At 65.6% G+C, this 25822-nt stretch carries 20 protein-coding genes; 13 read left to right on the top strand and 7 right to left on the bottom strand.

Features of this window, described 5'->3' with window-relative positions; translation table 11 throughout:
• Positions 1 to 685 precede the first annotated feature (685 nt).
• The 6 genes from KF886_15925 to KF886_15900 all read left to right on the top strand — a co-directional run bounded on the left by KF886_15925 (position 686) and on the right by KF886_15900 (position 10212).
• Positions 686 to 1786, top strand: coding sequence for an LptF/LptG family permease (locus tag KF886_15925; protein ID MBX3178843.1), 1101 nt, complete (start codon positions 686 to 688; stop codon positions 1784 to 1786).
• The gene (locus tag KF886_15920) at positions 1783 to 2883 is read left to right on the top strand and encodes an LptF/LptG family permease (protein MBX3178842.1); all 1101 of its coding nucleotides are present in this window, start codon (positions 1783 to 1785) and stop codon (positions 2881 to 2883) included. The genes KF886_15925 and KF886_15920 overlap by 4 nt, the downstream gene beginning before the upstream one ends.
• Positions 2884 to 3311: 428 nt before the next feature.
• A complete protein-coding gene (locus KF886_15915) occupies positions 3312 to 5591 on the top strand; it encodes a LysM peptidoglycan-binding domain-containing protein (GenBank protein ID MBX3178841.1) in 2280 nt (759 codons plus the stop codon).
• A 199-nt stretch (positions 5592 to 5790) separates the two neighbouring features.
• A complete protein-coding gene (wecB, locus tag KF886_15910; protein ID MBX3178840.1) occupies positions 5791 to 6936 on the top strand; it encodes a UDP-N-acetylglucosamine 2-epimerase (non-hydrolyzing) in 1146 nt (381 codons plus the stop codon).
• Positions 6937 to 6950: 14 nt separating this feature from the next.
• Positions 6951 to 8189, top strand: a complete 1239-nt coding sequence (locus tag KF886_15905) for a nucleotide sugar dehydrogenase (GenBank protein ID MBX3178839.1) — start codon at positions 6951 to 6953, stop codon at positions 8187 to 8189.
• Positions 8190 to 8343: 154 nt separating this feature from the next.
• On the top strand, positions 8344 to 10212 hold the full coding sequence (locus KF886_15900; protein MBX3178838.1) for a hypothetical protein: 1869 nt from the start codon (positions 8344 to 8346) through the stop codon (positions 10210 to 10212).
• Between the two features lie 13 nt (positions 10213 to 10225).
• Here the strand turns inward: KF886_15900 and KF886_15895 are convergent, their stop codons facing one another.
• Positions 10226 to 11545 (bottom strand): sulfatase-like hydrolase/transferase, encoded by a 1320-nt coding sequence (locus tag KF886_15895; GenBank protein ID MBX3178837.1) that lies wholly within the window; start codon positions 11543 to 11545, stop codon positions 10226 to 10228.
• Between the two features lie 156 nt (positions 11546 to 11701).
• On the opposite strand from KF886_15895, the gene KF886_15890 reads away from it, so the two are divergent.
• Entirely contained in the window at positions 11702 to 13111 is a 1410-nt protein-coding gene (locus KF886_15890) for a sulfatase (protein ID MBX3178836.1), read from the top strand.
• 244 nt (positions 13112 to 13355) lie between these two features.
• Here the strand turns inward: KF886_15890 and mutY are convergent, their stop codons facing one another.
• Positions 13356 to 14417, bottom strand: coding sequence for an A/G-specific adenine glycosylase (mutY, locus tag KF886_15885; protein ID MBX3178835.1), 1062 nt, complete (start codon positions 14415 to 14417; stop codon positions 13356 to 13358).
• Positions 14418 to 14536: 119 nt separating this feature from the next.
• Between mutY and KF886_15880 the strand changes: the two genes are divergently transcribed.
• Positions 14537 to 15373 carry an ion transporter gene (locus KF886_15880; GenBank protein MBX3178834.1) on the top strand — a complete coding sequence of 279 codons (837 nt, stop codon included), beginning with the start codon at positions 14537 to 14539 and terminating at the stop codon, positions 15371 to 15373.
• 29 nt (positions 15374 to 15402) lie between these two features.
• Here KF886_15880 and trkA read toward each other — a convergent pair whose 3' ends face one another.
• The 4 genes from trkA to KF886_15860 form a co-directional block, all read right to left on the bottom strand.
• The gene (trkA, locus tag KF886_15875) at positions 15403 to 16758 is read right to left on the bottom strand and encodes a Trk system potassium transporter TrkA (GenBank protein MBX3178833.1); all 1356 of its coding nucleotides are present in this window, start codon (positions 16756 to 16758) and stop codon (positions 15403 to 15405) included.
• Between the two features lie 4 nt (positions 16759 to 16762).
• On the bottom strand, positions 16763 to 18259 hold the full coding sequence (locus tag KF886_15870) for a TrkH family potassium uptake protein (GenBank protein ID MBX3178832.1): 1497 nt from the start codon (positions 18257 to 18259) through the stop codon (positions 16763 to 16765).
• A 120-nt stretch (positions 18260 to 18379) separates the two neighbouring features.
• On the bottom strand, positions 18380 to 18838 hold the full coding sequence (locus KF886_15865) for a PTS sugar transporter subunit IIA (protein ID MBX3178831.1): 459 nt from the start codon (positions 18836 to 18838) through the stop codon (positions 18380 to 18382).
• Positions 18839 to 19021: 183 nt separating this feature from the next.
• Positions 19022 to 20167 carry a glycerate kinase gene (locus tag KF886_15860; protein ID MBX3178830.1) on the bottom strand — a complete coding sequence of 382 codons (1146 nt, stop codon included), beginning with the start codon at positions 20165 to 20167 and terminating at the stop codon, positions 19022 to 19024.
• Positions 20168 to 20273: 106 nt separating this feature from the next.
• On the opposite strand from KF886_15860, the gene KF886_15855 reads away from it, so the two are divergent.
• The 4 genes from KF886_15855 to KF886_15840 all read left to right on the top strand — a co-directional run bounded on the left by KF886_15855 (position 20274) and on the right by KF886_15840 (position 22844).
• Positions 20274 to 21095, top strand: coding sequence for a metallophosphoesterase (locus KF886_15855; GenBank protein ID MBX3178829.1), 822 nt, complete (start codon positions 20274 to 20276; stop codon positions 21093 to 21095).
• A gap of 33 nt (positions 21096 to 21128) precedes the next feature.
• A complete protein-coding gene (locus KF886_15850; GenBank protein MBX3178828.1) occupies positions 21129 to 21332 on the top strand; it encodes a hypothetical protein in 204 nt (67 codons plus the stop codon).
• A gap of 284 nt (positions 21333 to 21616) precedes the next feature.
• Positions 21617 to 22372: a hypothetical protein gene (locus KF886_15845; protein MBX3178827.1), complete on the top strand. Its 756-nt coding sequence runs from the start codon at positions 21617 to 21619 to the stop codon at positions 22370 to 22372.
• 181 nt (positions 22373 to 22553) lie between these two features.
• Positions 22554 to 22844: a hypothetical protein gene (locus KF886_15840; GenBank protein ID MBX3178826.1), complete on the top strand. Its 291-nt coding sequence runs from the start codon at positions 22554 to 22556 to the stop codon at positions 22842 to 22844.
• Between the two features lie 9 nt (positions 22845 to 22853).
• Here KF886_15840 and KF886_15835 read toward each other — a convergent pair whose 3' ends face one another.
• Positions 22854 to 24434 (bottom strand): calcineurin-like phosphoesterase family protein, encoded by a 1581-nt coding sequence (locus KF886_15835; GenBank protein ID MBX3178825.1) that lies wholly within the window; start codon positions 24432 to 24434, stop codon positions 22854 to 22856.
• A 128-nt stretch (positions 24435 to 24562) separates the two neighbouring features.
• Between KF886_15835 and KF886_15830 the strand changes: the two genes are divergently transcribed.
• The gene (locus KF886_15830) at positions 24563 to 25804 is read left to right on the top strand and encodes a hypothetical protein (protein MBX3178824.1); all 1242 of its coding nucleotides are present in this window, start codon (positions 24563 to 24565) and stop codon (positions 25802 to 25804) included.
• Positions 25805 to 25822 lie beyond the last annotated feature (18 nt).

The following is a 25822-nucleotide window of genomic DNA, read 5'->3' as shown; positions in this document are numbered from 1 at the left end:
TCTTCCAATCTTCGTCCATCATTGGCCGTCCTCGCTTCCTGATGGGAAGTATAGCACGCGGCCTGCGGCGGATTGCAAACAAGTTAGCGCTTATGGGGCAACGCCCAGGGTTTGAGCGGTGGGTTTCTTAAACGCCCTGAAAGGGCTGCGCAGTTGAACTTCAGAAACGCTGGACTGGCTCACCACTGCGCTGCCCTTTCAGGGCGGGGAAGGTGGCGCCCCCGTATTCCCCGGGCGTTGCCCGGGGCTGTGAGCTGCACTGGCCCTTCGGGCCCGGAAGAGCAGTCGATACGATTTCACCAACTGAGGCCCCAACCGGCATACATGGGCGGTTCCGGATAATTCGGACACGGAGAAACGCTTATGAATAATCCCGTACGCTCAAACCGGACGAACCATTTAAACTCCATCGCGGCATTTGGGTGAAAACTTGGGTCGATTTGGAACCTTTAATCAACGAAAGTGAGCGGCTTGGAGCGCCGGCATCGCCGGCGGCCCGCCGGCAGATTGCGCCGCAGGCGCAAGACAGCGATCCAACTCGCGCCCGTTCTAACATTGAAGGGTTCGTATGCCGCTCGGCTTGGGCTGGGAGTCTAAATGCGATTGCCCTGACCGGCGGGATGAGTCCCGCGCCGCGGTTGCGCTATACTTCGCGTTGGCAAATCCCCCGGAAAGACCGCTACCTTTGACCATTCTTACCCGCTATACCTTCCGCCAGATTTGGGTCCCCGCGCTGATGGCCGCCGTGGTCATCAGTTTCGTTGTCATGATCGGATCCATTGGCGAGGCCGTCGGCAACCTGCTCGATACGTTGCCAATCGCGCGGATCACCCCGCTCGACATCGCGCGCCTGTCGGTGTATTCGCTGCCAACGATGGCGGGATTCATTCTGCCCGTGACCTTCCTGCTGGGGATCATGATGACCTTCGGGCGCATGGCGCAGAGCAGCGAGCTGACTGCCGCGAAGGCGGCCGGCGTGCCCTTGCGGCGGCTGGTGCTCCCCGTGGTGGCCATGGGCGGGGCGCTCAGCGTGGTGTGCTTCGTCATCCTGGATCAGGGCCAGCCCTGGGCCTACAGGCAAATCAACCAGCTCATCGGCAGCGAGATGCCGCTCCGGGTCACCCTCGACGCGGCGCCGACCGGGGTTATGCACCAATACGGAGACTGGCGCGTCTACATCGAGCGCCGCACGCCGGACCGCACCCTCCACAATGTGATCGTGCTCCAGGATCAGCAGGACGGCGTCCAGGCCTTCTATGCGCGCTCCGCGCGCGTCTTCCGGCAAGCCGGCGTGTCCCGCCTGGAGATGGAAGATGTGCGGCGTATAGAAGACGACACCGTGACGACGCGCGTCAACTCCCTGACGCTCACGTTGCCGCGCCTTGATTCGTTCGCGCGGGCCGAGTCCGCGGAGGGGTGGCCGTTCCGAAGGATGCTCGCGGAAGAGCAGCGTCTGATTGCGGAATACCAGCAGACCAACAACTTTCGGACCTCGCAAAGCATTTACACCCTTCGTACGAAGATCGGGGATCGTTTCTCCTTTCCCCTGATGTGCCTGGCGGTTAGCGTCGTCGCGGCCCCCGTTGGGGCGCGGGCCCAGCGATCCGGGCGTTCCTACACCTTCGCGAGCGGCGTACTCATCATCGCCGGTTACTTCGTGCTCCGATCGCTGGTCAAGGATATCTACATGCCCAACATCACGCTCGCGATTCTCGTCGCGCAAGTTCCGAACCTGGTGCTCATGGCGGCGGGCGCCGTCTTCATCTGGCGGGTGGACCGCATATGACCGCAATCGACCGTTACCTCGGGAAGCGGCTTCTCGCGACCCTCTTCAAGACGCTGCTCGCGTTCGTCTTTCTGTACGTGCTCATCGACCTGCTCACCGCCCGGCAGAGCGACATCGAACGGTACGACATTCCCTGGACGGTTGTCGTGCAGTACTACGCGACGCAGGCCCCGAACTTCATGTTCAAGTTCCAGGCGCTCGCCCTGGCGCTCCTGGTCGCCACGCTGATGGTGCTCGGGCGGGCGGCGCAGGACTCCGAGATCACGGCGCTGCGCGCGGGGGGCGTCGGCCTCGGCCGCATCGCGCGTATGCCCATCGCCATTGCGGCCCTGCTCGCGGTGGCCGTGTTTGTATTCGAGAACACCCTGGGCGTGCGGTGCGCGGAACTGGCAAACCGCGTGGAGCGCGAATATTTCAAGCGATTCCAGCTGGAACCCGGAACCGGGCCGAGCTGGACCAACCTGGGGGACCGCCAGTGGACCTGCCACATCCTCCGGTTTAACCCGGTGGCGCTCACCGGCAAGAACGTATTCATCCACGCCTTCAGCGAGGACGGCATGGAGGAGATCCGGGCGAACCGCATCTATTGGGACCCCGAGCGGGACGCGTGGATACTGGAGGACGGACGGCGCATCGCCGAGCGCCACGGCGCCGGCGGCAACGGGCCCGCGCGAACCGTCGAACGGATCACGCAGCAGCCGGCGCCGTTCAACGAGTCGCCCGAGATGCTGTTTGCGCTTTCCAAGCCGCCGGAGACCCGTAGCGTCGCCGTGCTGTACCGCGACCTGCAGCGCGCGAAGGAGATGGGGCTGCCGGCCGCTTCGAGCTGGGTCGCGTTTCATACCAAGTTCTCGCGGCCCCTGATGTGCTTCGTGATCATATGGCTCGCGATTCCCTTCGCGCTCAAACTCCGGCGCGGGGGACCCTTCATCAGCTTTGGCGCAAGTATCGCGCTGGGGCTCGCCTATGTTATGCTCTACATCGTTTCGATCGGGCTGGGAACCATCGGGCTTGTCGCGCCGATGCCCGCGGCCTGGTTCGCCACCGTGGTATTCATGGCGGCGGGCGTGGTCTTATTTCGGCGCGCGCGGGCCTGAGATCGTCTGCGCCGCGAAAGTGCGAAATTCAATACAAGATGAAGAAGTAATAACTTGACACCCCACAACATGTAGTCTAAACTAAGCCGAGTGCGAGGGCGGATTCAGTCCGCCGGGAGTCCCGGCCGTAGGGGAGGGTTCGTACAGGTTCCCTTCTTCGTAGTGGAGCGCCGGGTTGTAAATTAGCGTTTTCTCCGACACGAATGTCTGAGACCCTGTTTTCTGGAAGAATTGTCGTTGACGGACAGTTCACGGCGCCGCGCCCTTCGGGGCAACGCGCTCCGGAGTTTGGTTGCCACGCGGAAGGAGTTTATCGCGGCATCGGCAACCTCGTTGGAAACCTGTACGGCGCACGCCGCGTCCATCGCGGCGGGGCATCACGAAAACCGAACTCGCCGTCAAGAAACCAAGGAGCTATTCGGCCTTCTATGAAAACCCTCAAAACCGCCGCCGCGTGTCTTGTCGCGATGACCCTGACCATCCTCTCCGGGTGCGCCACAACCAGCCAATCCGCCCGCAACGTGGAGCAATTCGATCCGGTTCCGCCGATGGCCGCGGGCGCCCAAACCCTCGACGCGGTGTCGCCCCGAACCGTAACGGATCTCCTTCGCGACGCCGATCAGGCCTTCCAGGCCGCCAACGCGGCACAGGAATCCGGCGACGAGGACGCGGCCCTGCGGCAGTATGTCCGGATGCTTGAACTGCTGACCGAAGCGGATCTGGATCCGAAGATTTTCTATGCGCTTCGCCAGGAGTTTGGCAACATTCTCAATACGTCCGCGCGGAACGCGGGGCTGTACCAGCCGCGCCCGCACAGCCCGCTGGATGCGGACGCCTACACGCCGAGCGATTACTCCGCCTTCGAGATCCCCTTCCCCCTGCCCGAGCGCGTGTTGCAGGAGATTGAGGAAATCCAGACGGGTTACCCGAAGAACTTCCAGACCTTCCTCGACCGGAGCCACAAGTACCTGCCGCACATCAAGAAGCGCTTCCGCGAGGAGGGGCTGCCCGAAGACATCGCGTACCTGGCGCTCGTTGAAAGCGGATTTCAGCCAAAGATAGTCTCGCGCGCGGGAGCCGGCGGCATGTGGCAGTTCATGCGCCCGACGGCGGGCCGCTTCAAGCTCCGGGTCGACTCCCATGTGGACGAGCGCTACGATTGGCAGAGTTCAACGGAGGCGGCGATCAAGTACCTCAAGGTGCTGCACGATCACTTTGACGGCAGCTGGCCGCTTGCCATCACGGCGTACAACATGGGTGAAGGCGGCCTCCAGCGCGCGATGGAATCCAACGGCGGCCAGCGCGATCTCTGGGCGCTGCTCGACACGCCCCCGGCCGCGCACCGCATCCAGACCGAGACCAAAAAATACTACCCGCGCTTTATCGCCACGCTGCTGGTGGCGCAGTCTCCCGAGCGCTACGGGTTTAAAATGAACGTCCAGCCGCCCGAGGATACTTTGCAGCATCCGGTGAACGGATTCTTCGCCCTCAGCGATCTCGACGCGATGATGGGCTACCCGAATGGCACGCTGGCCGCGCTGAATCCCGCGCTGCTCAATGAGACCACCCCGCCCAGCGGCTCGTATCACGTACTCGTGCCCGCCGCGGACCGGGACAAGTTCGCGGCCGTCATGACGAACGCCCCCAGGATGCAGTATGCCACGTCCACGCACAAGGTGAAGCGCGGGGAGACCGTCACCCAGATCGCCACCGCCCATGGCGTCTCGGCGTCGGAACTCATGCGCATAAACAACATCCGCTCGGCGCGGAGCCTGCGCGCGGGCCAAACCCTCAAGCTGCCGGGCGGCGGTTCCGCGCCAACCGCGCGCGGCGGCGCCGACACCCCGGCGCCCGCACCGGAACCGGCGCGCGAGACCGTCACCCTCGCGAAAAACACGCCAGGCCCGGCAACCCCCGCGCCGCGCGTGAAGTCGACGTATACCGTTCGGCCCGGAGACACCCTCTACGACATCGCCAAGGCGCACAACGTTTCGGTGACCGACCTGCAGAATTGGAACGATAAGGGCCGCCGCGCCCGCATCAAGGTCGGCGAATCGCTGGTCGTTGGGGAGACCGCCGCGGCGCCCGCGCCCGCGCCCGCGCCTGTCACCGAGACGGCCGCGACACTGGCAAAGTCCGAATACCATGTGGTTGGTCCCGGCGAATATCCCGCGAAGATAGCGCGTGACTACAACGTCTCCCTGAAGGATTTCCTCGCGTGGAACAACCTGGGGGCCCGTTCGACCATCAAGGTTGGCGACCGGCTGGTGGTCGCGGCTTCGGGAGCGCCGTCCCCCGCCGCACAGCCCGTGGAGGCGCGCTCCGAGGGCATCGTGGGCACGGCGGCGGATGTGCCGAGCCTGCCGCGGAAGCACACCGTGCGCAAGGGCGAAAGCGCCAGCATCATCGCGCAAAAGTATGGGATTAAAGTGAGCGACTTCCTGGCGTGGAACGGCCTGACGGCCAAGTCCGTGCTGCACGTTGGCCAGACCTACGCAGTGCACCCCACCGAGGGCGGCGCGCCCGGGAAGGCGCAGCCGGCGGCCAAGAGCAGCAACGAGATCGTTCACACCGTCGCCAAGGGCCAGAATCCCACCACCATCGCGCGGCGCTATGGCGTCAAGCTCAGCGACCTCTTCAAGTGGAACAACTGGCAGAAGAACCACGTGCTCCGCGTCGGCGACAAGGTCGTTATTCGCCAGGGCTAGTCCGCCGCGCGGCGGCATTTGCGAATGTATGTGGGCGGGACTCCGGGACACCCCGGCGTCCCGCCTTTTTACTTTATGGGAAGACGCCGCGCGTTCCCCCCAACCCGGGTTTGCACCCGGACCGGCCAAGCGGCTATCGTACCCACCGGGAAGTCCGGGGCCTCGCGCATCGCGCCCCGCCAGCGATCGGGGAGTGCGTATGAAGGTACTGGTTGTCGTCGGAACGCGCCCGGAGGCCATCAAGATGGCGCCGGTCATTCGAGAACTGCGCGCGCGCCCCGGCCGCTTCTCCACACTGGTCTGCGCGACCGCGCAGCACCGAAGCCTTCTCGATTCGGCGATACAACTCTTCGGCATCGGCGTGGACTTCGACCTGGACATCATGCGGCACGACCAGAGCCTGTGCCAGGCCGCAGCCGGCATGCTGCGGGGCCTGGACACGGTCCTCGCGGAGGCCTGCCCGGACGCGGTGCTTGTCCATGGCGATACCGCGACGTCCGTTTCCGCGGCGCTCGCCGCCTTCTACCACCAGATTCCGGCCGGCCATGTGGAGGCGGGGCTTCGCACGGCGGATCGCCAGCGCCCTTTTCCCGAGGAGATGAACCGGCGGCTGGCGGACCGCCTTTGCGCGTGGCACTACGCGCCCACGGAGCGCGCGCGGCAGAACCTTCTTGAGGCCCGTTTCCCGGAGGAACACATCCTCGTGACCGGCAATACCGTTATCGACGCCTTGCTGGACATCGCCGCGCGGCCGTATACCTTCACGGACCCGCTGCTGGATTCCCTGGGGCGCGAGCGGCGGCTCCTGCTCGTCACCGCGCACCGGCGCGAGAGTTTTGGCGCGCCGCTGCGCGAACTCTGCGCCGCGCTCCGGGCCATCGCGCGGGATCACCCCGATGTGGAAATCGTTTACCCCGTACACCCCAACCCCAACGTGCGGGAGACCGTGGAGGCGGCCCTGAAGGGGATCCCGCGGATCCATTGCATCGCCCCGCTGCCTTACCTCCCCTTCGTGCACCTGATGAAGCGGGCGACGTTGATCCTGACCGACTCGGGAGGCATTCAAGAGGAAGCGCCCGCGCTCGGCAAACCGGTGCTCGTCCTGCGCGATGAGACCGAGCGCCCGGAGGCTATCGAGGCGGGAACCGCGCGGCTGGTGGGAGCCCGGCGCGATCGGATCGTCGCGGAAACCCGCGGGCTGCTGGAAGATCCGGCGGCCCGCGCCCGGATCGCGCGGACGCCCAACCCCTTCGGCGATGGAAGGGCGAGCGCGCGGATCGTGGACCACCTGGAATCGCGCCTGGGAGCCGCGGCGCCGGCCGTGGCCGGAGGGCTCCCAGGGTGAGCCGGATCTGTGTGATGGGGCTGGGGTATATCGGTCTGCCCGCCGCGGGCATTTTTGCGACGAACGGGTTCCAGGTTCTCGGCGTCGATATCAATCCGCGCGTCGTGGAAACCGTCAACGCCGGGAATATTCACATCGACGAGCCCGGCCTGCGCACGCTCGTTCGCGCGGCGATCGGCTCGGGAAACTTGCGCGCATCACTCCAGCCGGAACCCTGCGACGCCTACATTATCGCGGCGCCCACGCCGCTCGCGGCGGGCAACAAGCCGGATCTGAGCCATGTGATCGCCACGGCGGAAGCGATTGCGCCCTGTCTTCGCGCCGGGGCGCTCGTCATCCTCGAATCCACGTGCCCGCCGGGAACATGCCGCGATATCCTCATCCCGATCCTGGAACGGTCCGGCCTGAACGCGGGTCGGGACTTCCGGCTGGCCCACTGCCCCGAGCGCGTCCTGCCGGGCCATATCCTGCGCGAGCTGATCAGCAACGATCGCGTTATCGGCGGCGTTGACCGCGCCTCCGCCGAGGCCGCGCGGGACCTCTACGCGAGTTTCGTCGAGGGCGAGATCTTTCTCACGGACCTGACGACCGCGGAGACCGTGAAGGTCGTCGAAAACACCTATCGCGACGTCAACATTGCGCTGGCGAATGAAACCGCATTGCTCTGCGAGCAGCTCGGCATTCGCTACCGTGACGTCGCGCGACTGGCGAACCGGCACCCGCGCGTGAACCTGCACCAGGCGGGGCCGGGCGTCGGCGGGCACTGCATTTCCGTCGACCCCTGGTTCCTGGTCGACCGCTTTCCCGAGGAGACCGCGCTGATCCGGCTTGCGCGGCATCGCAACAACGCCATGCCCCATCATGTGGCCGCGGGCGTCTGCGGGCTGATCCAGGGCGTGGAGCGGCCGAAAGTGGCGGCGCTCGGCCTGGCCTACAAGGGGAACGTGGGCGATACCCGAGAGAGCCCGGCCCTCGCCGTGATCCAGCTCCTGATGGATGCGGGCGTGGAGGTCGCCGCGCACGATCCGTTCGTCAAGGAGACGTCCGTACCCCGCCCGCCCCTGCCGGAATGTTTCGACGGCGCGGATTGCATCGTGTTGCTGACGGACCACACGGCGTACCGCAGCCTGGATATCGGCGAGGTGGCCTGCCGGGTGCGCGCGAAGAGACTGTATGACACCCGCAATCTCCTGGATCACGAAGCCTGGCGCGCTGCGGGCTTCACGGTCAAGGTGCTGGGAGAGGGCGGCTGACCATGGTCGGGACCGGGCCGTTGAGTGCTATACTGCGCGGGATTTGACCCTGCCGGAGCCGCCATCGTGATCGCCCATCGCATTGAGGATTTGAACCGCCCCGATTGGTCCCCGGGGAGGTGTACGCGCACGCTCGTGTCCGGAGGCGCGGCGTATGCATGAGCCGGCGCGACGGACGCCGCGCTGGGCGTGGGCGCTGATCCTGGGGCTTGCGGCGACACAGCCGCTGCTCTATGGGATAACGCGGCTGGCGCCGCCGGAGGCTACGGTTCCCACCGGGCTGACCATCCCGGACAGCGCACTTTTTCTCCACAGCCTGGACATGTTTCCCTCGGGTTTTCACTCCAATTATGCGGCGTGTCAGGCTCCGGAGGGGGACTCGTCGCTTCGCTACTATAGCGTGCCGCATCTCTGGCTGTATGGCGTTCTCGGCCCCCTCGTTCGCGCGCTACCGGGGGATGCGCTTTTTTACTACGCCCTCGCCAATGGGCTGGGCGCGCTGGCGCTCCTCTGGGCGGTCCACCGCTTTCTGATTGAGGCGATCCCGCGCCATGCGAACGCGGCGTTTGTCCTGTTTGCGCTTAGCGGCGGGCCCGGGGGTCTGCTGTTTCTCCTTTCCGGCCTCGCGGGCCTGCACGCGCACCCGGATTTCGATGCGCTGTTCTTCCGCTTCGGGGTGTATGACCTGTTTGAAGGCGCGCACGGCCCGCCGGTGCTTTATTACCCGCGGCTCTACTACACCCTGTCGCTCGCGGGCTGTCTCGGCGGTCTCGGGGCGGCGCTTCGGGCGGCGCGTGGCGGCGGCACGGTGTCGCCCGCGTGGATGGCCGCGATTGGCGTGGCGGGTTTTCTGAATGCGCGTTTCGCGGTGTTCAGCTTCGGGCTGCTGGCGCTTTTTGTGCTGTTTTCCGGGGCGCGGCTGGACGCCCGCGCGGCGCGCGCACTGGGTCGCTGGGCGATCCCGGCGGCGGCCGGCGTTCTTTGTTCGGCGCTTCTGATGCGCCTGAACCCCGCGACGGTCGAGAATCACCAGACCGCGGGCGCGATGGCGATCTGGTTTTCGCCGTTCGTGATAGCGACGGGGTTGCACTGGGTGGCGGCGTGGCCCGCAATCGCGCGGGGCTGGCGCGTGGCCCCGGCGCGGACGCGTGTGTTGTTGGGTGCGGGTATGGGCTATCTGGCGGCGTACGCAATCGGGTATGTGGTCTACCAGACGTACCACGGCAACCTGCTGGCGGGGCGCGATGGATCCGTCGCGGCCGCAATCTCCGATCCGGCGCTGTTGGGCGCGCTGGCGGGGGCGGCGTGGGCGTGGCGGCGCCGGGGCGCGCGGGAGACGACCGAACCCGACGAAACGCCGCCGTGGATCCTGGTCGCGCTGATCGGGTTTACCGCCCTCGCGCTCAGCGGCTTTGGCCAGGGGTGGTTTCTACGCTTCGGCCCGCAACGGATCCAGGTGCTGCTCTGGCTGCCGCTGTGCATGGCGGCGGCGGCGGGCCTGGCGCACTGGCGGATGCCGGCGGGCCGTGCGATCGGGGGCGCGCTCGTCGGAATGGGCGTCTTGTCGGCTGCTGTGGCTTTGCTGTTTTTTCAGTCGCCGCTTGGCCGGGCGGGCGCGGCGGGGCCGTATCCGGCGCTCCACACGGAGGTGATGCATGTGGACGACGCCGCGCTGATGGAGCGGATCGGCGGCGGAACCGTGCTGGCGCCCGCGCCCGCAAGCGACGTGATCGCGCTGCGGCGCGGCAACCCGGTGGTCTATGGAATCGGGAGCTTCAATCTCACCACGGTTCCGCATGCGCGCGTGCGCGGGGCGGTGGAGACCTTCTTCGATCCCGCGACGCCCGACGCGGAACGCGAGGCCATCGCGCGGGAATGGTGCGCGGCGTGGATCTACTGTCCGGCGACGTGGCCGGTCCCGGAGGCAACGCGGACCCGGCTTGCCGCGGCGGCCTGGCTGGAGCAGGTGGCGGATCGCGGGGCCGGGATGCTGCTTCGCGTTCGGGAGGCGGCCTCCCGCTGACGGCGGCGCGGCGCTATATGCCCGGTGGACGTTGCCACGGGACCGATCCGGCGCGCAGCACATGTTCCCGTAGCGCGCGGGCGAGTTCGGCGCGCATGGGGTGGTTGCCCGAGACGGGCGCGGCCTCCTTCGGATCTTCGGCGAGGTTGAAGAGCTCGAAGGTCTCGAAGGGGCTGTTCTGAACAAGTTTCCACGGGCCCCGGCGGATGGCGTAGTAATCCTGGCCGCCGTACTGCCCGCCCTCGCGCCGCATCCAGATCATGGTGCGGTCGGGGTCGACGCCGCCGTCGCCCCAGAGCGCCGGCGCCAGATCGACGCCGTCGGCGCGGGGATCGAAGGGCACGCCGGCCAGGCCGCACAGAGTGGGGTAGAAATCCATGGTCATTACGGGGTCGTCGCGCCGTTGCGCGGGCGCGATGCGCGCGGGCCAGCTGACGCAGCCGGGGACCTTGATGCCGCCCTCGTACATGTCCTGTTTCGCGCCGCGCACGGGGCCGTTGGTTCCGCCGGCGCTGGCCTGGCCGCCGTTGTCGGAGCAGAAGATGATCATCGTGTCGTCGTACTGGCCGGTATCCTTCAGGGCCTGCACGGTGCGGCCAATCCCATCGTCCATGTGTTCGATCAGCGCCACCAGCGCGGCGCGATCATCGGCAATGCCGGGCTCGCGCGCCTTGACGCGGGCCAGCCACTCGTCGGGCGGCTCGATGGGGGTGTGGGGTGCGTTGTAGGCGAGGTACAGGAAGAAGGGCGCTTCGGCCTCGGCCTGATAGCGGATGTAGTCGGCGGCCCAATCGCTGAAGATGTCCGTGGAGTGGCCCTCGGGGAAGACCGCGCGCTCGTTCTTGCGCATGTAGTGGATCCCGTGACGCCGGTGGTTGTAGTAGTCGTCCATCATGTCGCCGAGGAAGCCCTGGAAGTGGTCGAAGCCGCGCTCCCAGGGCCGGTTGGGCGCTTCGAGGCCGAGGTGCCACTTGCCGACCATGGCGGTGTGGTAACCCGCGCGGCGCAGCACGGCCGGCAACAGGTCGATGTCCTCCCGGAGGTAGCCCCAGGAATTGTCCCAATGGGTGCGAATGACGCCGGGGACGCCCGCGAGATCCGGATAACGTCCGCTCAGGAGGGCGGCCCGGGTCGGCGAGCACACGGGACAGTTCGCATAGAAGTTGTCCAGGCGCACGCCCGCTTCCATGAGCGCGTTGAGGTGGGGCGTCTTCATATCGGGGGCGCCATGGGATTCGAGGTCGCCATTGCCCAGATCATCGACGAGAATGAGCAGGATGTTCGGGCTGCCCGGGCGCACATCCGCGGGCCGCGCCACCGCGGTGGCCGTCATGGCGGATGCGGCGGCGGCCTGCAGAAAGGCGCGCCGCGAAAAAGATGTCGTTGGCATGGTGTCGCTCTCCCGTGCTTGTATCGGATCCCGTAACTCGGGCATCCTACCGGGGCGGGCGGATGGATTCAAGGCGCGATCGGGCGCGAAGGGATGTATGTGACGCGAGGTATACCACGCGGGGGCGTGCGCGCGGCGGTGCTGATGCCGCTGCTCGTTGTGCTTCTCGCCGGGTGTGGCGGCGCGGCCGATCCCCCAGCCGCGGCCACGTCGAACACGCGCCCCAACGTGGTGTTTATCCTCATCGACACGTTGCGGGCGGACCGTGTTCACGCGGTGCGCCATGGCCGCCCGGTGATGCCGTTTCTTTCGGGGATGGCCCGGGAAAGCGCGTGGTACCCCAACGCGATAAGCCCGTCGAGCTGGACGAAGCCGGCGCTTGCCTCGATAATCACGGGCGTGTATCCCTATGCGCACGGGATCGTGTACAGCGCGCGATTGGAGGATCCCGAGCGCCCCACAAGCGACCGCTTGGCGGAGTCGTGGACGACCCTCGCGGAGCGCTTCACGTCGGCGGGGTATACGACCTGGGCCTTTCAGACCAACGCCAACCTGGCGCCCGCGCTGGGTTTCGCCCAGGGATACGAAGCGGGCCACTACCACTTTCACAACGGGGCGCCCGCGGAGGCGGTGACGTCGGCCGCGATTGCGGCGCTGCCGTCGCTGGACCCGCCGTTCTTCCTGTATGCGCACTATATGGATCCCCATGCGCCCTACCGGCCCGATCCCGCCGTGGCCGGCGCGCTGGGGCCGATGCCGGATCTCCCGGCGTACGACCAGGCGCTTATCGACGATGACGCGCGGTTTATGGCCTACTATCTGGATCAGGTTCAGACCGCGATCGGGCTTCAGCCGGCGCACACGATACCCGATCTATCCGAAGCGGGTAAGGAGGCCGTGCGCCACCGGTACGACCTGGAGTGCCTGGCCGCGGACCGCGCGGTCGAGACGCTGGTGCGCGGCATCCGCGCGGTGGAACCGAACACGGTCTTCGTGGTGCTTTCCGATCACGGGGAAGAGTTCTGGGAGCGCGGCGGCATGGGCCACGGCGTGACGCTGCACCAGGAGCAAATCCGCGTGCCGTTGATCATCGATGCGCCCTTCGCCGGCCCCGCGGAGCACGCCGAGCGGGTGTCCGTGCTGACCGTGCTCCAGGATTTGTGGGGCCGCCTGGGCGTGGCGTCGCGGGAATCGCCCGGGGGAGCGGCGCTCTCGTTCACGCGCGGGCCGTGGGCGTCGCTGGGCGTGGATCAGCGGGCGATCGTGCATGAAGGCGCGGTCTGGATCGAGGACAGCGCGGGCGGCCGCCACTGGCTGTTTGATCTGGACGCGGACCCCGGCGAGCTGGACGACCGATCGGGCGCCGATCCGGATCGCGCCGAACGGCTGCGAAGCCTGCTGGAAGAGTCGCAGCCCCGATCCCCCGCCGGAGTCGTCGAAGGCGCCGCGTTAAGCGAGAGCGATCTGGAGGCCCTGGACGCGGTGGGATATCTCGGCGGCCGGGACTGATTGGCCGGAGAAACGGGCGCTTCCCGGGATTCAGAGGGTGGATTGATCGTAACACTTCAGCGGAATGAAGTGGGCTTGATTTCTCGACGACACAAACCTGCGCCACAACGGAAGTGCGGACCAATGGGAGCGCGGGCGGCCCGCCCGTCTCGCGCCGAAGCCGCGAATCGGATAGACGGCTGTGATCCGGGTCCAGCCGTCTCCCCGATCAATGGCGCCGATATTGCAAACGCGCCGCAAAGCCTCAGCGCAGAAGCCCCAGGAACTTGTGGTTCGCCTTCGGAAACGCGTATTCGTCAAACGCGTCCGGGCGCACCCACATCAACTCGCTGTGGGTGCGCGCGCGCGGCTTCCCCGAAAGAATCACGCACCGGTACACGTTCAGCGTCACCTTCAGGTGCGTGTAGGCGTGATTAAGCGTGGCGATCATGCCGCCGGCCTTCACCTCCACGCCGAGCTCCTCCCGGCACTCCCGCACAAGCGCGTCCTGGTGGCTCTCGCCGGCCTCAACCTTCCCGCCGGGGAATTCCCACAGCCCCGCGAGCATCCCCTCCGGCGGGCGCTTGCCAATGAGATAGCGCCCATCCTCGGCAATGACCGCCACCACGATTTCCTTGTGCGGAACCGTCTTCCGGGGTTTCCGCACCGGCCGCTTCTCCTGGACGCCGCGCGCAAAAGCCTCGCACTCGGATGCGATCGGGCAGGAGCCGCAATCGGGCTTCTTGGGCGTGCAGATGCGCGCGCCCAGCTCCATCATCGCCTGGTTGAAGTCGCCCGGGTCCGACTCCGGAACAAGCGCCTCCGCCAGCCCCCACAATTTCCGGTCGACCGCCGCGTCGTCAATCGGCTGGGCAATATTGAACACCCGGCTCAGCACGCGCTTCACGTTCCCATCCACCACGGGCGCCCGCTCGCCAAACGCGATGCTGGCGATCGCCCCCGCCGTGTACTTGCCGACGCCCGGCAGCAATTGAAGCAGCTCGGCCTTCTCGGGAAGCCGCCCGCCATACTGGTCCAGCACCTGCCGCGCGGCCTTGTGCAGGTTGCGCGCGCGGGTGTAGTACCCGAGCCCTTCCCACAACTTCAGCACCTCGTCTTCGCTCGCGCGCGCGAGATCCTCCAGCGCCGGCATGGCCGCCAGGAAGCGCTCGTAGTACGGGAGTCCCTGATCCACCCGGGTCTGTTGCAACAGGACCTCCGAGAGCCACACGTGATACGGATCCCGGGTCTTGCGCCAGGGCAGATCGCGGGCCTCTTCACGAAACCATCGGAGAAGGGATTTGCGGAGGGCCGGGGCCTTTTGCATAATGCAGTCCGTTTGGTGACGGCGCGGGGCCGAATAGCTTTGGGGTGAATGGTGTAGATTCTTCGCGCGGAGCCCGTACGGCGTCGCAACGCGTCTTACACGAGCCCGGATTGTGGACCATGAGCGAAAACGAAATCCAATCGCCCTTCAGGCGCTTCCAGCACCGGCTGCGCGTGATCATCTTCGAGGCCGACACCGCATCCGGCAAGTTGTTTGATGTCGTGCTCATCGCGCTGATCGTCCTCAGTGTCATTACGGTCATGCTCGACAGCGTGAAGTCCTACAACGCCGTTTTCGCGCATGAGTTCCACATTGCGGAGTGGGTCTTCACGATCGTCTTCACGATCGAATACATCCTGCGGCTGATCTGCATCGAAAAGCCGGCCCGCTACGCCCGCAGCTTCTTCGGTATCGTGGACCTCCTCGCCATTCTGCCCACCTACGTCAGCCTGCTGGTACCCGGCAGCCACTACCTCCTGGTGATTCGGCTCGTACGCGTCCTGCGCGTCTTTCGCGTGCTCAAGATCATGCAATACGTCGGCGAGGCCGATCTCCTCATGGTCGCGCTTCACGAGAGCCGCCGGAAAATCGCCATCTTCCTCTTCGCGGTCATCACGCTGGCCACGATCGCCGGCTCGCTCATGTATGTTATCGAGGGCGAGGCAAGCGGCTATACCAGCATTCCCAAGAGCATTTACTGGGCCATCGTCACCCTGACGACTGTCGGCTACGGCGATATCTCCCCCATTACGCCGCTCGGGCAGGCGGTCGCGACGGCCATCATGCTACTGGGCTACGGCATTATCGCGGTGCCCACCGGCATCGTAAGCGTGGAGCTGGCCCGCGCCACCGAACGCCAGGCCCGAAACCGCAGCGTGCGCGCGTGCCCCTCCTGTGGCGGCGAATTCCACGCGCTCGAAGCGAAATACTGCATGCACTGCGGAGAGATGCTGTAGCAATGCGCCGCTGGCCCGCGCCACGCGCCTCAGGAGAAAAGGCGTTCCACGCCGCGGATCGACTCGCGGTTGCACGCTATAAACAGGGTGTCCCCGGGCCGCAGGATCGTATCCCCGGAGGCAATAAACGCCGCTCCGCCGCGAACCACCGCCCCCACGAGCGCGCCTTCGGGGAATTTGATGTCACTCAGCGGTTTCTCCAGAATTCCGCCCGGCGCGGATGCCGGAACCTTGTACTGGATGATCTCGGCGCCACGATCCCCCAGGAGGAGCGTCGACTCCACGGAACCGCGGCGGACATACCGCAATATGGCCCCGATCATCGCCCGGTTCGGGCTCAGCACCGCATCCACGCCCAGTTTATGCGCCAGCGGCACATACCCCCCCTCATCGCACCGAACGACCACTTTCTTCGCGCCCAGGGACCGCGCGAAGATTCCGATCAGAAGCGACTCTTCGGGATTCTTGAGCAAAACGACCACCGCGTCGCTCCGGGTCTCCTCAATCTGGCGCTGAAGGAATTCCGGGCTGGATCCGTCGCCCTGAATCACGAGCGAGCGGCGCAACAGGCCCGCCACCTGTTCCGCGCGTTCCACGTCCTCCTCAATGACCGTGACATGCATGTGCCGTTCCTCGAGCGCGCGCGCCACGGCAAGTCCCGTGTTTCCGCAACCCACGATCATGATCCGGTGAACATGCGCCCACGGCTGCCCCGAAAGGATCGCAAGCTCCGTGGCGTACTTCGAAAGCGTCAGCACATAGGCCCGTTCGTCCGGCGCGAGATGATCGTCGCCCGATGGTATCCGTACCCCTTCCCTGCCCTGGACTGCGACCACGAGGAAGTCCTTCGCGAAGTCGCGCCGCACCCCCGCCAGGCTGTCATGTACGAGCGGTGAGTCCTCCGACAAGGACATCGCGATCAGCGCGACCTGGGCATCGGCCAGCTCCCAGACTTCCCCGCTGCCGGCGAACCGGAGCACGCTGACCGCCTCGGCGGCGATTTCCTGGCGCGGGCTGATGAGCGCGTCGAGGCCCAGATCGGCAGCGCTTAGCGCGGGCTCGCCTTCCCCCCGCCACGACCAGCGGACACGCGCCAGCGTGCGCAGTCCGGGCCCGCCGTGCTTCCGCGCGGTCATGCATGCTATCAGGTTCACTTCATCGGTGGCGGTCACGGCGAGCAGCAGGTCGGCCTGCGAGATGCCCGCCTGTTCGAGTACGGCCGGGTTTACCCCGGACCCGCAAACGACAATGGCGTTCATCGTCGCGTCCAGGCGCCGCGCCAGATCGCTGTCGGATTCAATCAATACGACGTCGTGGCCCTCCGCAACGAGCTCGCGCGCAACGAAGCCGCCAACTTCGCCCGCGCCGATGATGATGATGTACATGGCTTCAGCCTCTTGCCCGGCGAGAACACAGGGCCGTGAGTAGTATCAGGACGGGGAAGATCTCCAGACGCCCCACCCACATCTGAAGTATGAAAAGTACCTCGATCAGCGCCGGCATGCCCGGATCGGTGATTCCCGACGACAGGCCCACCGTTCCCTGCGCCGACGAACACTCGAACATGATCGCGCCCAGACTGAACCGATCGCCCAGCACCTGCGCCGTGGCCAGCACCGACGCCATGAGAATCACCGCGTAGAGCAGACAAAACGATGCCGCGTCGGCGACTTCCCGATGCGCATCGGACGCCGAAAGGTTCCGCTCGCCAACGCGGAATGGAAGAACACTGCCTTGCGGCAGGAAAATTCTCTGAACCTGCCGGATGACCGCGCGGCCGACGAGGTACGCTCGAATTAGCTTGACCCCGCCCACCGTGGACCCCGCCGAACCGCTCACGAACATCGCGCACCACGCCATTACGAGGAGGGATCCGCTGTTCCAGACCGCGATGTTCGAGGTCTGCCAGCCCGTCCCCGTGAGCCCGCTGACGAATTGAAAGATCCCCTCCCGGATCGGATCCGGGACCCCCGGATTTCCACGGAGCAGCGCGGAAAGCAGGGGCGCGCCGCCGAGACACATCAGGCACAGCAGGCGGAACTGCGGGTCGCGCCACAGGATGCCCCAGCGCCGCCCCCGGAGGAATTTGTAGTGCAGGGGGAGCGCGATCGCGCCGATCAGCATCGGAGCCAGATGCGCCATCTCCATGGCGTAGGAGCGGTATCCCGCTATACTGTCGTCCAGCGTGCTGAAACCGCCGGTCGCGAGCCCGGTCATCGCGTGATTCACCGCGTGAAACACGCCCTCGATCAGGCCCATGTCGGGGACGAACACGAACGTCGCGATCGCCAGGAACGCGGCCGCCAGCAGGGTCAGGCCCAGGTACACGCTCCAGATCGCGCGCGCCGTTCCCAGTATGCCGGGCCGAACCTTCATGCCCGCGGTCTCCGACTGGTAGAGCTCCAGCACGCCGTTGATCTGTGGCCGCGGGATGATCGCCAGGGAAAGCACGATCACACCGGCGCCGCCAACCCACTGGGTAAGCGAACGGTAGAACAGCAACCCGTAGCCCAGCGTTGGCTCGTGCACCGCCATACTTAAACCCGTCGTCGTGAAACCGCTCATACTTTCGAACAGGGCGTGCAGGGGATTGCGAAAATGGATCAAACTGGACGGCGAGGATCCGCCATCGATCGAGAGCGCTCGCGCGGCCTCATCCGCCGTGATATGCCCCGCAATCAAGTAGGGCAACGCCCCGAAACAGGCGCAGGCGAGCCACCCGGTCGCGGCGATCAACATCGCGTGCCGGCGGCTGGGCTCCGGGGCGTCGCGGCAGGCGCGATACGTCAAGGAGCCGGCCGAAGCCGTCACGGCGGCGGCGATCGCGAAGCTCGCCACGCTGAAATATTCGCCACTGACGAGAGAGACGAGCAGCGGCAGCAGCATGAGCGCCCCGGTAAGCGCCACCAGCGCCCCGGCATCGCGCAGCACAATGCGCGTGTTTCGCCACCGGTTCTCGGAACCGCCCGGAAGCGGCCCTGACCGAAGCGGCCACGGGGCGAACATTCAGCGCCCGTCCCGCTCGGCGACGCGTTGATAGATTGCCTCGGCCGTCTCTTCCAGAAGGAGCCGCCCACGGAATTCCGGATCCTTGAAGATCTGGCTGAAGCGCGCGAGGAGCTTGAGATGCTCGCCCGCCGATACCTGGGGCGAAAGCACAACGAAGAAAAAATGAACGGGCAGATTATCCGCCGCCCCAAAGTCCACACCCCGGCGCGATCGCGCGAGGCAGGCCGCGATAGTGTTCAGCGAGCCAAGTTTCGCGTGCGGAACCGCAACGCCCTCCCCAATCGCCGTTGTGCCCAGCGCTTCCCGAGCGATCAGCGCTTCGGCGATCGCGGCTTCGCCAGGCCCCCCCAACACGCCCGCCATGTGCCCCGCGATTTCCCGAATCACGTCCGCCTTGCGGGCGGCGCGGAGCGCCGGCAGAATGGACTCCGGGCCGATGAGGTCTACGAGGCGCATGAAAAAGGTTCCTTGATGCGGGTCGGAATCCCGCCCGGCGCAACAGGCGGCGCTCTCCGCGGGCCGCTTCCGGACCGCGGGCAGCGGGCGGGCAATATCAATACCCCACGCGCGCAGGGATCCGGAAGGCGCGACCCGGAAAGTACCAGTTCGATGGTTCGGGTTGCAAATCGCGGACGCGATTCACGGCCCGGGCGGCGTTGCCGCGCCCCACAGTCGCGCGATCTGGCGTCCGGTGAATCGCAGGTTGGATTCCACGTTCGCGCGCGCCTCCGCCAGGGTCTGCGGCCCGCGGCAGATCGGAAATAGCGCCGTTACCCCGCACGCGTACAAGGCCTCCGCGCCACCGGCGACCTGGCCGCCCACCGCGATAACGGGCACGCCGTAGGGCGCCGTGAGCTGCGCGATGCCGGCCGGCGTCTTGCCGAAAGCGCTCTGGCCGTCAAGGCTGCCCTCGCCCGTAATCACCAGATCTGCCCGCGCAATGGCCTGCGGCAGCCCGCAAAGTGTGCCGATAAGTTCGAGCCCCCGCTCAAGCGTCGCCCCGGCAAAGGCCATCAGCCCCCCCGCCAGGCCGCCCGCCGCCCCCGCCCCCGGAACCTCCGCAATCGAGACGCCCAGATCCCGCTCCACAATCCGCGCGAAATGCTCCAGCGCATGATCGAGGATGAGTACATCTTCCGGAGAGGCGCCCTTCTGCGGGCCGTACACCGCGCTCGCCCCTTCCGGACCGCACAGCGGATTGTTCACGTCGCACGCGACGTATATATTCACCTCATCCAGCCGCGGGTGGCGTCCGGAGGCGTCGATGCGGTCAAGTTGCACCAGCCGCGCGCCCCCGGGCCCGAGTTCCTCGCCGCGCTTGTTCAGCAGCCGGTACCCGAGCGCCTGCGCCAGGCCCGCGCCCCCGTCATTCGTGGCGCTCCCGCCAACCCCGATGATAATGTCGGAGACCCCCGAATCCAGCGCGCGAACCATCAGTTCGCCAACGCCCCGGGTGGAGGTCTTGCAGGGATCCCGCCGGTCCGCCGGGAGCAGCGCCAGCCCCGAGGCCGCCGCCATTTCCATCACCGCCACGTGGCCGCCCTGAATGAGCCCCCAACCGGCATCCGCCGGGTCGCCCAGGGGGCCCGTCACCCGATCCAGCATGCGCTCGCCGCCCGCCGCCTCGATCACCGCGTCCACCGTGCCCTCCCCGCCATCGGCCATGGGCAGGCAGACGATCTCCGCGCCGGGCATCCCCTCCAGCCAGCCCTGGCGCAACGCCTCGGCCACGCCCCGCGCGCTGAGGCATTCCTTGAACGAGTCGGGCGCTATCACAACGCGCATGGGCGATTTCCGTTTTGTGGTGGTACAATACGCCGCCCGCGCCCAGGCGGACGCGGACAGGCGAACAATACCCCGATCGGGGCGGGCGATACAAGGAGAACTTCAGATGGCCGTATCACGAAGGGCGTTCATGGGTATTTCGGCGCTGGCCGCGCTCTCGGGCTGCGCGCGGGTGAAACAGAGCCGGATCGGGCGGCTGGCGCCCGCACTCGAATTTGGCGGCGACGGCGTCGCGAAGTTCGCGGCGATCGGCGATCTCCACCTGACCGGCGCGCGCAGCACCGGCCTCGTCGGGCGCGCCGTGAACCGCATCAACAACGAACCCGGCGTCGATTTCGTCGTGGTGCTCGGCGACCTCACCGAGAACGGCGCGCTTTCCCAGATGAACCTGGCACGGCAGGCCCTCGACCGGCTCCGGATGCCCGTCTACGCACTGCCCGGTGAACACGACCTCGGCAGCGGCACGGAAGATCCATACGCCTTCTACACGCGGACCTTTGGCAAGTCCCAGTGGCGCCAGAACCTCGAGGGCTGGGCCTTTATCGGACTGGACACCTGCGATGGCGCCTCCGGCACCCCGGAAACGCCCGCCAGCCGCCTGGAATGGCTCCAGAATCAACTGAGCCACATGGACAAAAAGAAGCCGATCACCCTCTTCACCCACCACCCCCTCGAGCCCGGAATTCCATTCGGGCGCCCCGCCAACGCCGATGATATCCTCGCCCTCTTCGCCGCGCACAACCTTCGCATCTGCGCCTCGGGCCATTACCACGGCAACCGCGCCGAGGAGCACAACGGCATCCTATTCACCTCCACCGCCGCCGGCGGATCCAACGCGAAAAACGACGACGGCACGGACGAAAAAGGCTTCCGCCTCTTCACACTGAAAGGCGCCGAAATCCAGCACGAATTCATCGCCGTGACCTGAGCGCGGGGGGCATTTGGCCAGAGAACGGGAAGCGTGAGCCACGAATGGACACGAATCCAGGGGTTAGGCGGAGTGAAGGCGGGTTGCTCCCTCTTCGCCGCGATCCGGCGCCGCAACGAAAGCGTGAATCCGATGGGAGCGCAGGCGGCTCGCCTGAACCGCGCCAACGGCAGCACCGGCCTCTTCGCGGGCGCGATTTCCTTGCCGTTAAAATATCGTAAAGTAGTACAAATATGAATACTGTAAAACGCGGCGTAGAAAATGGTTGCACTGTACGGTGTTCTGTGCTAGATTGGGAGTCAATACGACTTCACTGGGAGTGCACAGCGGGTGGCGTCGGCGACTTGGGCTGGCAGGCGGTATCGCTTCCAAATTTCGCGTTAATTTCCGAATGGGGTCGATTTCAGGGTTCGAAGTGGCGCATTTCGCCGCTTTTCCATAACATGCGGTTGGCCGAACGCCGTCGGGCAATCGGTAGCTGTCGGGTTTGAGTGTGCGAGAGATAAACGAAAGGAAATGGGATGAAGAAGAAATTGCTTAGTAGTGTTGTGAGTGCGGGCCTGTTGATGAGCGGGACTGCGTATGCGTCCTCGTTGAATTTCGACGCATTCAATATTCGAGGCACCGGCGTAGCCACGGAATTGAGCGAGGGCCGGGTGGAGTTCGTAACGCCTGTTGCCGGAGACAAAGCGGGATACGGCACCTCGGATCTCGATGGGTTGACCTTCGGGGACTTGGTCGACGTTTCATTCCTGGTGGAGAACGCCGCTGGCCCCTGGATGCCGTATATCAATATCTGGATCGGAGATGGGACCAACTACGCGATAATCGCGAACGAACCATCGAACGCTCCGCTGTCCGCTTTTGTCACTGAGCCCAACAATCGGGTTGCCAACGGAACGACCGTCTCCGCAACGTTCGAAGCGATGGGCGATTTTTTCGTTTACGAGACCGGAGTCGACACGAGTTGGCTTACGGGAGCGTATTCGGACAGTGGCCGGCTCCGCATCAGCTACGATGACCTGGCGGCTGGCGGATGGGCCATCGGCGAACCCGGCGTTGCCTGGGGCGGAACCGGCGCGCCGCGGGGCGGATTCGGTTTCAACTTCGTCTATGGCGACACGATGAGCAATTATGTTAGCGGGCAAGACGGTTACATCATCAGCAACATTACCGTCGGGACGGTGGTGCCCCTTCCGGCGCCCGCCATGCTTACCTTGATCGGAATGGGCGTGGCCGGAATGGTAACCCGCGTTCGCCGCAAGCGGTCGCAGTAACGCGCCATACGGGCACGGCTTTCTATTAACGCCAGCGCCCCCGCGAAACAAGCGTTTGCGGGGGCGCTTCCATTTGGTTTTGCAGTTCGCTCCCGGACGTACCCGCCGCGTGAATAGCTCCGATGCGGTGGTTGTATACAGGTTCAGCGACATGGGTTTGATCAGGCAACAGGAGCGCGGCATGAAGAAAACTCGGCAAGCACGGCCCGGAGATTTCTGGGCGCATCTTCTGGCGGACATCGCCGCCCGCCTGGGCTTCTTCATCGTAACGGCTCTGTTTCTGATCGTGGGGTTCCACTTCATGGTAGTGGCGGACGCGGAGACAAGGCGCGCCGAGCTCTTGGCCGTAATCGCGCTCTCCACGCTCGCCGCCGTGGTCGGTCCCTGGCTCTGGCGGCAGGATGAGCACCGCGGGCGCGGCAGTCTCGCGGAGACACGCTCGCGCAGCCGCCGCGGGCCGCCCGGAGCGTGAGGCCGCCGGCTATTCCCGCGGCATGGACGCCGCGTCCCGCACGCGAAAGACGCGCCGGGCTTCGTCAACCTGCCCGAACATATCCGTCGAGCGCACCGTGAGCGTGTGCGTGCCCGGGGCGAGCCCAGCCGGCAGCGATCCCTTCCACATGTGCCGCGAAGGGCTTGGCGGGTCCATTTTCCAGCCGAAGACCGTGTCCAGCTTGCGGCCTTCGTGCTCCAGGTCGAGGTAGGGGCTCTGCTCGTGCATGCGCTGACATTCGGGATCGGGCGCGATCGTGTACTCCAATGGAATCCATTCGCCATCGCTCCCCGCGCGCATTTGCACCCGGTTCCGCTGGGATCCGGCGAACACGTTCACCAGCACTTCGGTCTCGGCCAGCGCACTCTCCAGAACATCGTCTGAAAGATAAATATTCATCTGGTAATCCGCCGGTCTTGAGGCCGCCTTGAACCTGATCGCGTACTTCGGGCCATCAAAGGTGATATACGAATAGCCGTTTGGCGCGCCGTCGTTCATCGTGGCGTGGGGGATGCCGCGCTCGTCAAAGCTCCCGCACCACCAGCTGCCGGAAACGGTCGCGCTCACGAAATGGTGGTGCGGCGCCGGCCCCGTCCAGCCCATCGACTCGTCCAGGAAAAGGTGGAACTGCACGTGCGTGTGGCCGGCGATGCTGAGCGTGTGGGGCCGGTCCGCGATCAGCGCAAGCATCTCATCGCGCTTGCCGCAGCGGACGATCGGCACGTGCATGAGCAACACCACCAGCTTTTCCCGGGGCACGCGGGCGAGATAATTCTCCACGAACTCCAGTTGCGCGTCCGTGAAGGAGGGCAGGTAGCGCCCTTCGCCCGGTGGGAAGTAGATATTGTTGAGCGCGATAAACGCCACCTCCCCGTATTCAAAGGCATACGTGCTCGGGCCAAAGTGTCGCTCGAAGGTGTCGTCCGACTCTTCGTGGTTGCGCGCCTTGCGGTTGTTGTCGTGATTGCCCATCACGTTGTACCAGGGAATCCCGATCTGCGCGATGCTCTGGCTGATTTCCGCGAACAGGCCCGGATCGTCCGCCACAATATCCCCCAGGGAGACGCCAAAGACGGCGTCCGTTCCAATGCACTCCTCCACGACGTCGCGCGTGATGAAGTTTACTTCGCGCAGGCCGCGGGCCTGGGTATCGCCGAAGATCAGGGCATTGAACGGCGCGTCCTCGGGGTGCGGGTACAGGGCGAAATCGATGGATTCCGGCAGCGGCCCGCTCGCCGGTATGCCGGGGGCGTCCAGCTCGGGCGATCCCGCCGGGTGGTGCAGGTAGAAGTGCCGGGTAATCTGCGCCTCATCCACGGGAAACTGGTAGCCAGATGGTTTGACCACGAAAACGTAACCGGGCGCCGTGATGGGAAGTTCCCATCGGCCGTCCGCGCCCGTCGCGGTTACGTCCCGGCCGTTCGAGACGGAAACGCCCGGGAGGCCCGCCTCGCCCGCGTCCCGGACCCCATTGCCGTTGTTGTCCAGGTAGACAATGCCCCGCGCGGTTTCGGCGGCGGCGGGTCCGATAAACAGGGCGGCGGCGATATAGAAGTGGATGAGGCGCATGGCGATTCCTTCCGGGGCGGCCCGGCGTCCAGACGATGCGGTTCGCATTGTGAACCCTTGAGTGATTACCATACCGGAATCACGCGCAAGAGATCATGCCCGGCGCCGGGCGCAACACAAGAGGCCCAATGAATTCGCCTACCGTTACGATTACGATCACCCCCGAGGAACGCGACATCATCCTGAACTACGCCGAGCTCCCGAAAGGCGTGGCGGCGCGCCTGCGATTCGCCATCCAGGGAGACGCTGAACTGGAGGTCCGCCTCTCGGAGCAGGAGCAGCTGGCCCTGGCGCAGTCGCTGTACAGCGCCATAGACAGCGCCCCCGACTCGGATACCGCGTTCGCAATATCACACCTGATCAGCCGCGTGGCGCCGCTCGAGATCCCCGATATGTCGGGCGAGTTCGACCGCTCGCTGTTTCCGCCCGATATGCCGGACGAGATCTGTCGCGAAATCTACGAGCGCCTGCATACAGGGGAATTCGAGAGCCTGGAGGACGCGTTTGAGGCGGTGGAGGATATCATCTACAAGCACAACGCCGCGCCGTTGGACGCCTACCACGGGCTCTCCACCGAAGCGGCGTACCACCTCGTCGGAAACGGATGGAACGAGCCGGGCGCAATCATCCAGCTCCGGGACAACTTGCCCCTGGAAGAACTGGCGGAGAGCCACTACTACCACAATGCGATGGCCCTCATGCGCGCGCTGGACGAGGAGGGCGGCGCCAAAGCGACCGCCCGCAAAAACCTCAACCGGTCGATGGTGGAGCGCATGACGCGCGAAATGCGCGGTGAGCGCATCGCGGAATCGCTCACGGTTTGCAACCCGAAAAACCGCAATGAAACCGATATCTGGCCCATTCATTTTGTCCGCGTTTTGCTGGAAGCCGCGAAGCTGATCCGGCTCTACAAGGGGAAGTTCCAGCTGACAAAGCTCGGCCGCCAATTCCTGGATCCGGCCCGCGCGGGCGCCTTGCAGGCCCACCTGTTCACCGCCTTCGTCCGCTCAATCAACATCGCCTACCTGGACCGGGCGCCCGAGTACGCCGGCGTACAGGCCACCTATCCGTTTATCCTCTTCGCCGTCCGCCAGATTGCCGCCGAGGAAGTCGGCATGGAAGAATTCGCCCAAAAGATATTTCTCCCGGCCGTGGAAGAGGAATTCGAGGAACACGAGTACTTCTCCGACCGGGATTTCGTGGCCCGTATACGCGTTGCGGAGCCGCTCGCGGACTTCGGCCTGCTCACGATCAAGACAATCAATCCGGAAGCGCGCTATTTTGATCGGGAGGAAACGGTCCGCATAACGCCGCTGTTCGATCGCATGATCCGCTTCGACTTCGAAAACGCCGCGGCGGCGGACTACTAACCACGCCGGAGCGCGATC

The organism is Candidatus Hydrogenedentota bacterium (assembly GCA_019637335.1).
Lineage (GTDB): Bacteria > Hydrogenedentota > Hydrogenedentia > Hydrogenedentales > JAEUWI01 > JAEUWI01.
This window is presented reverse-complemented; position numbering and strand designations above follow the sequence as displayed.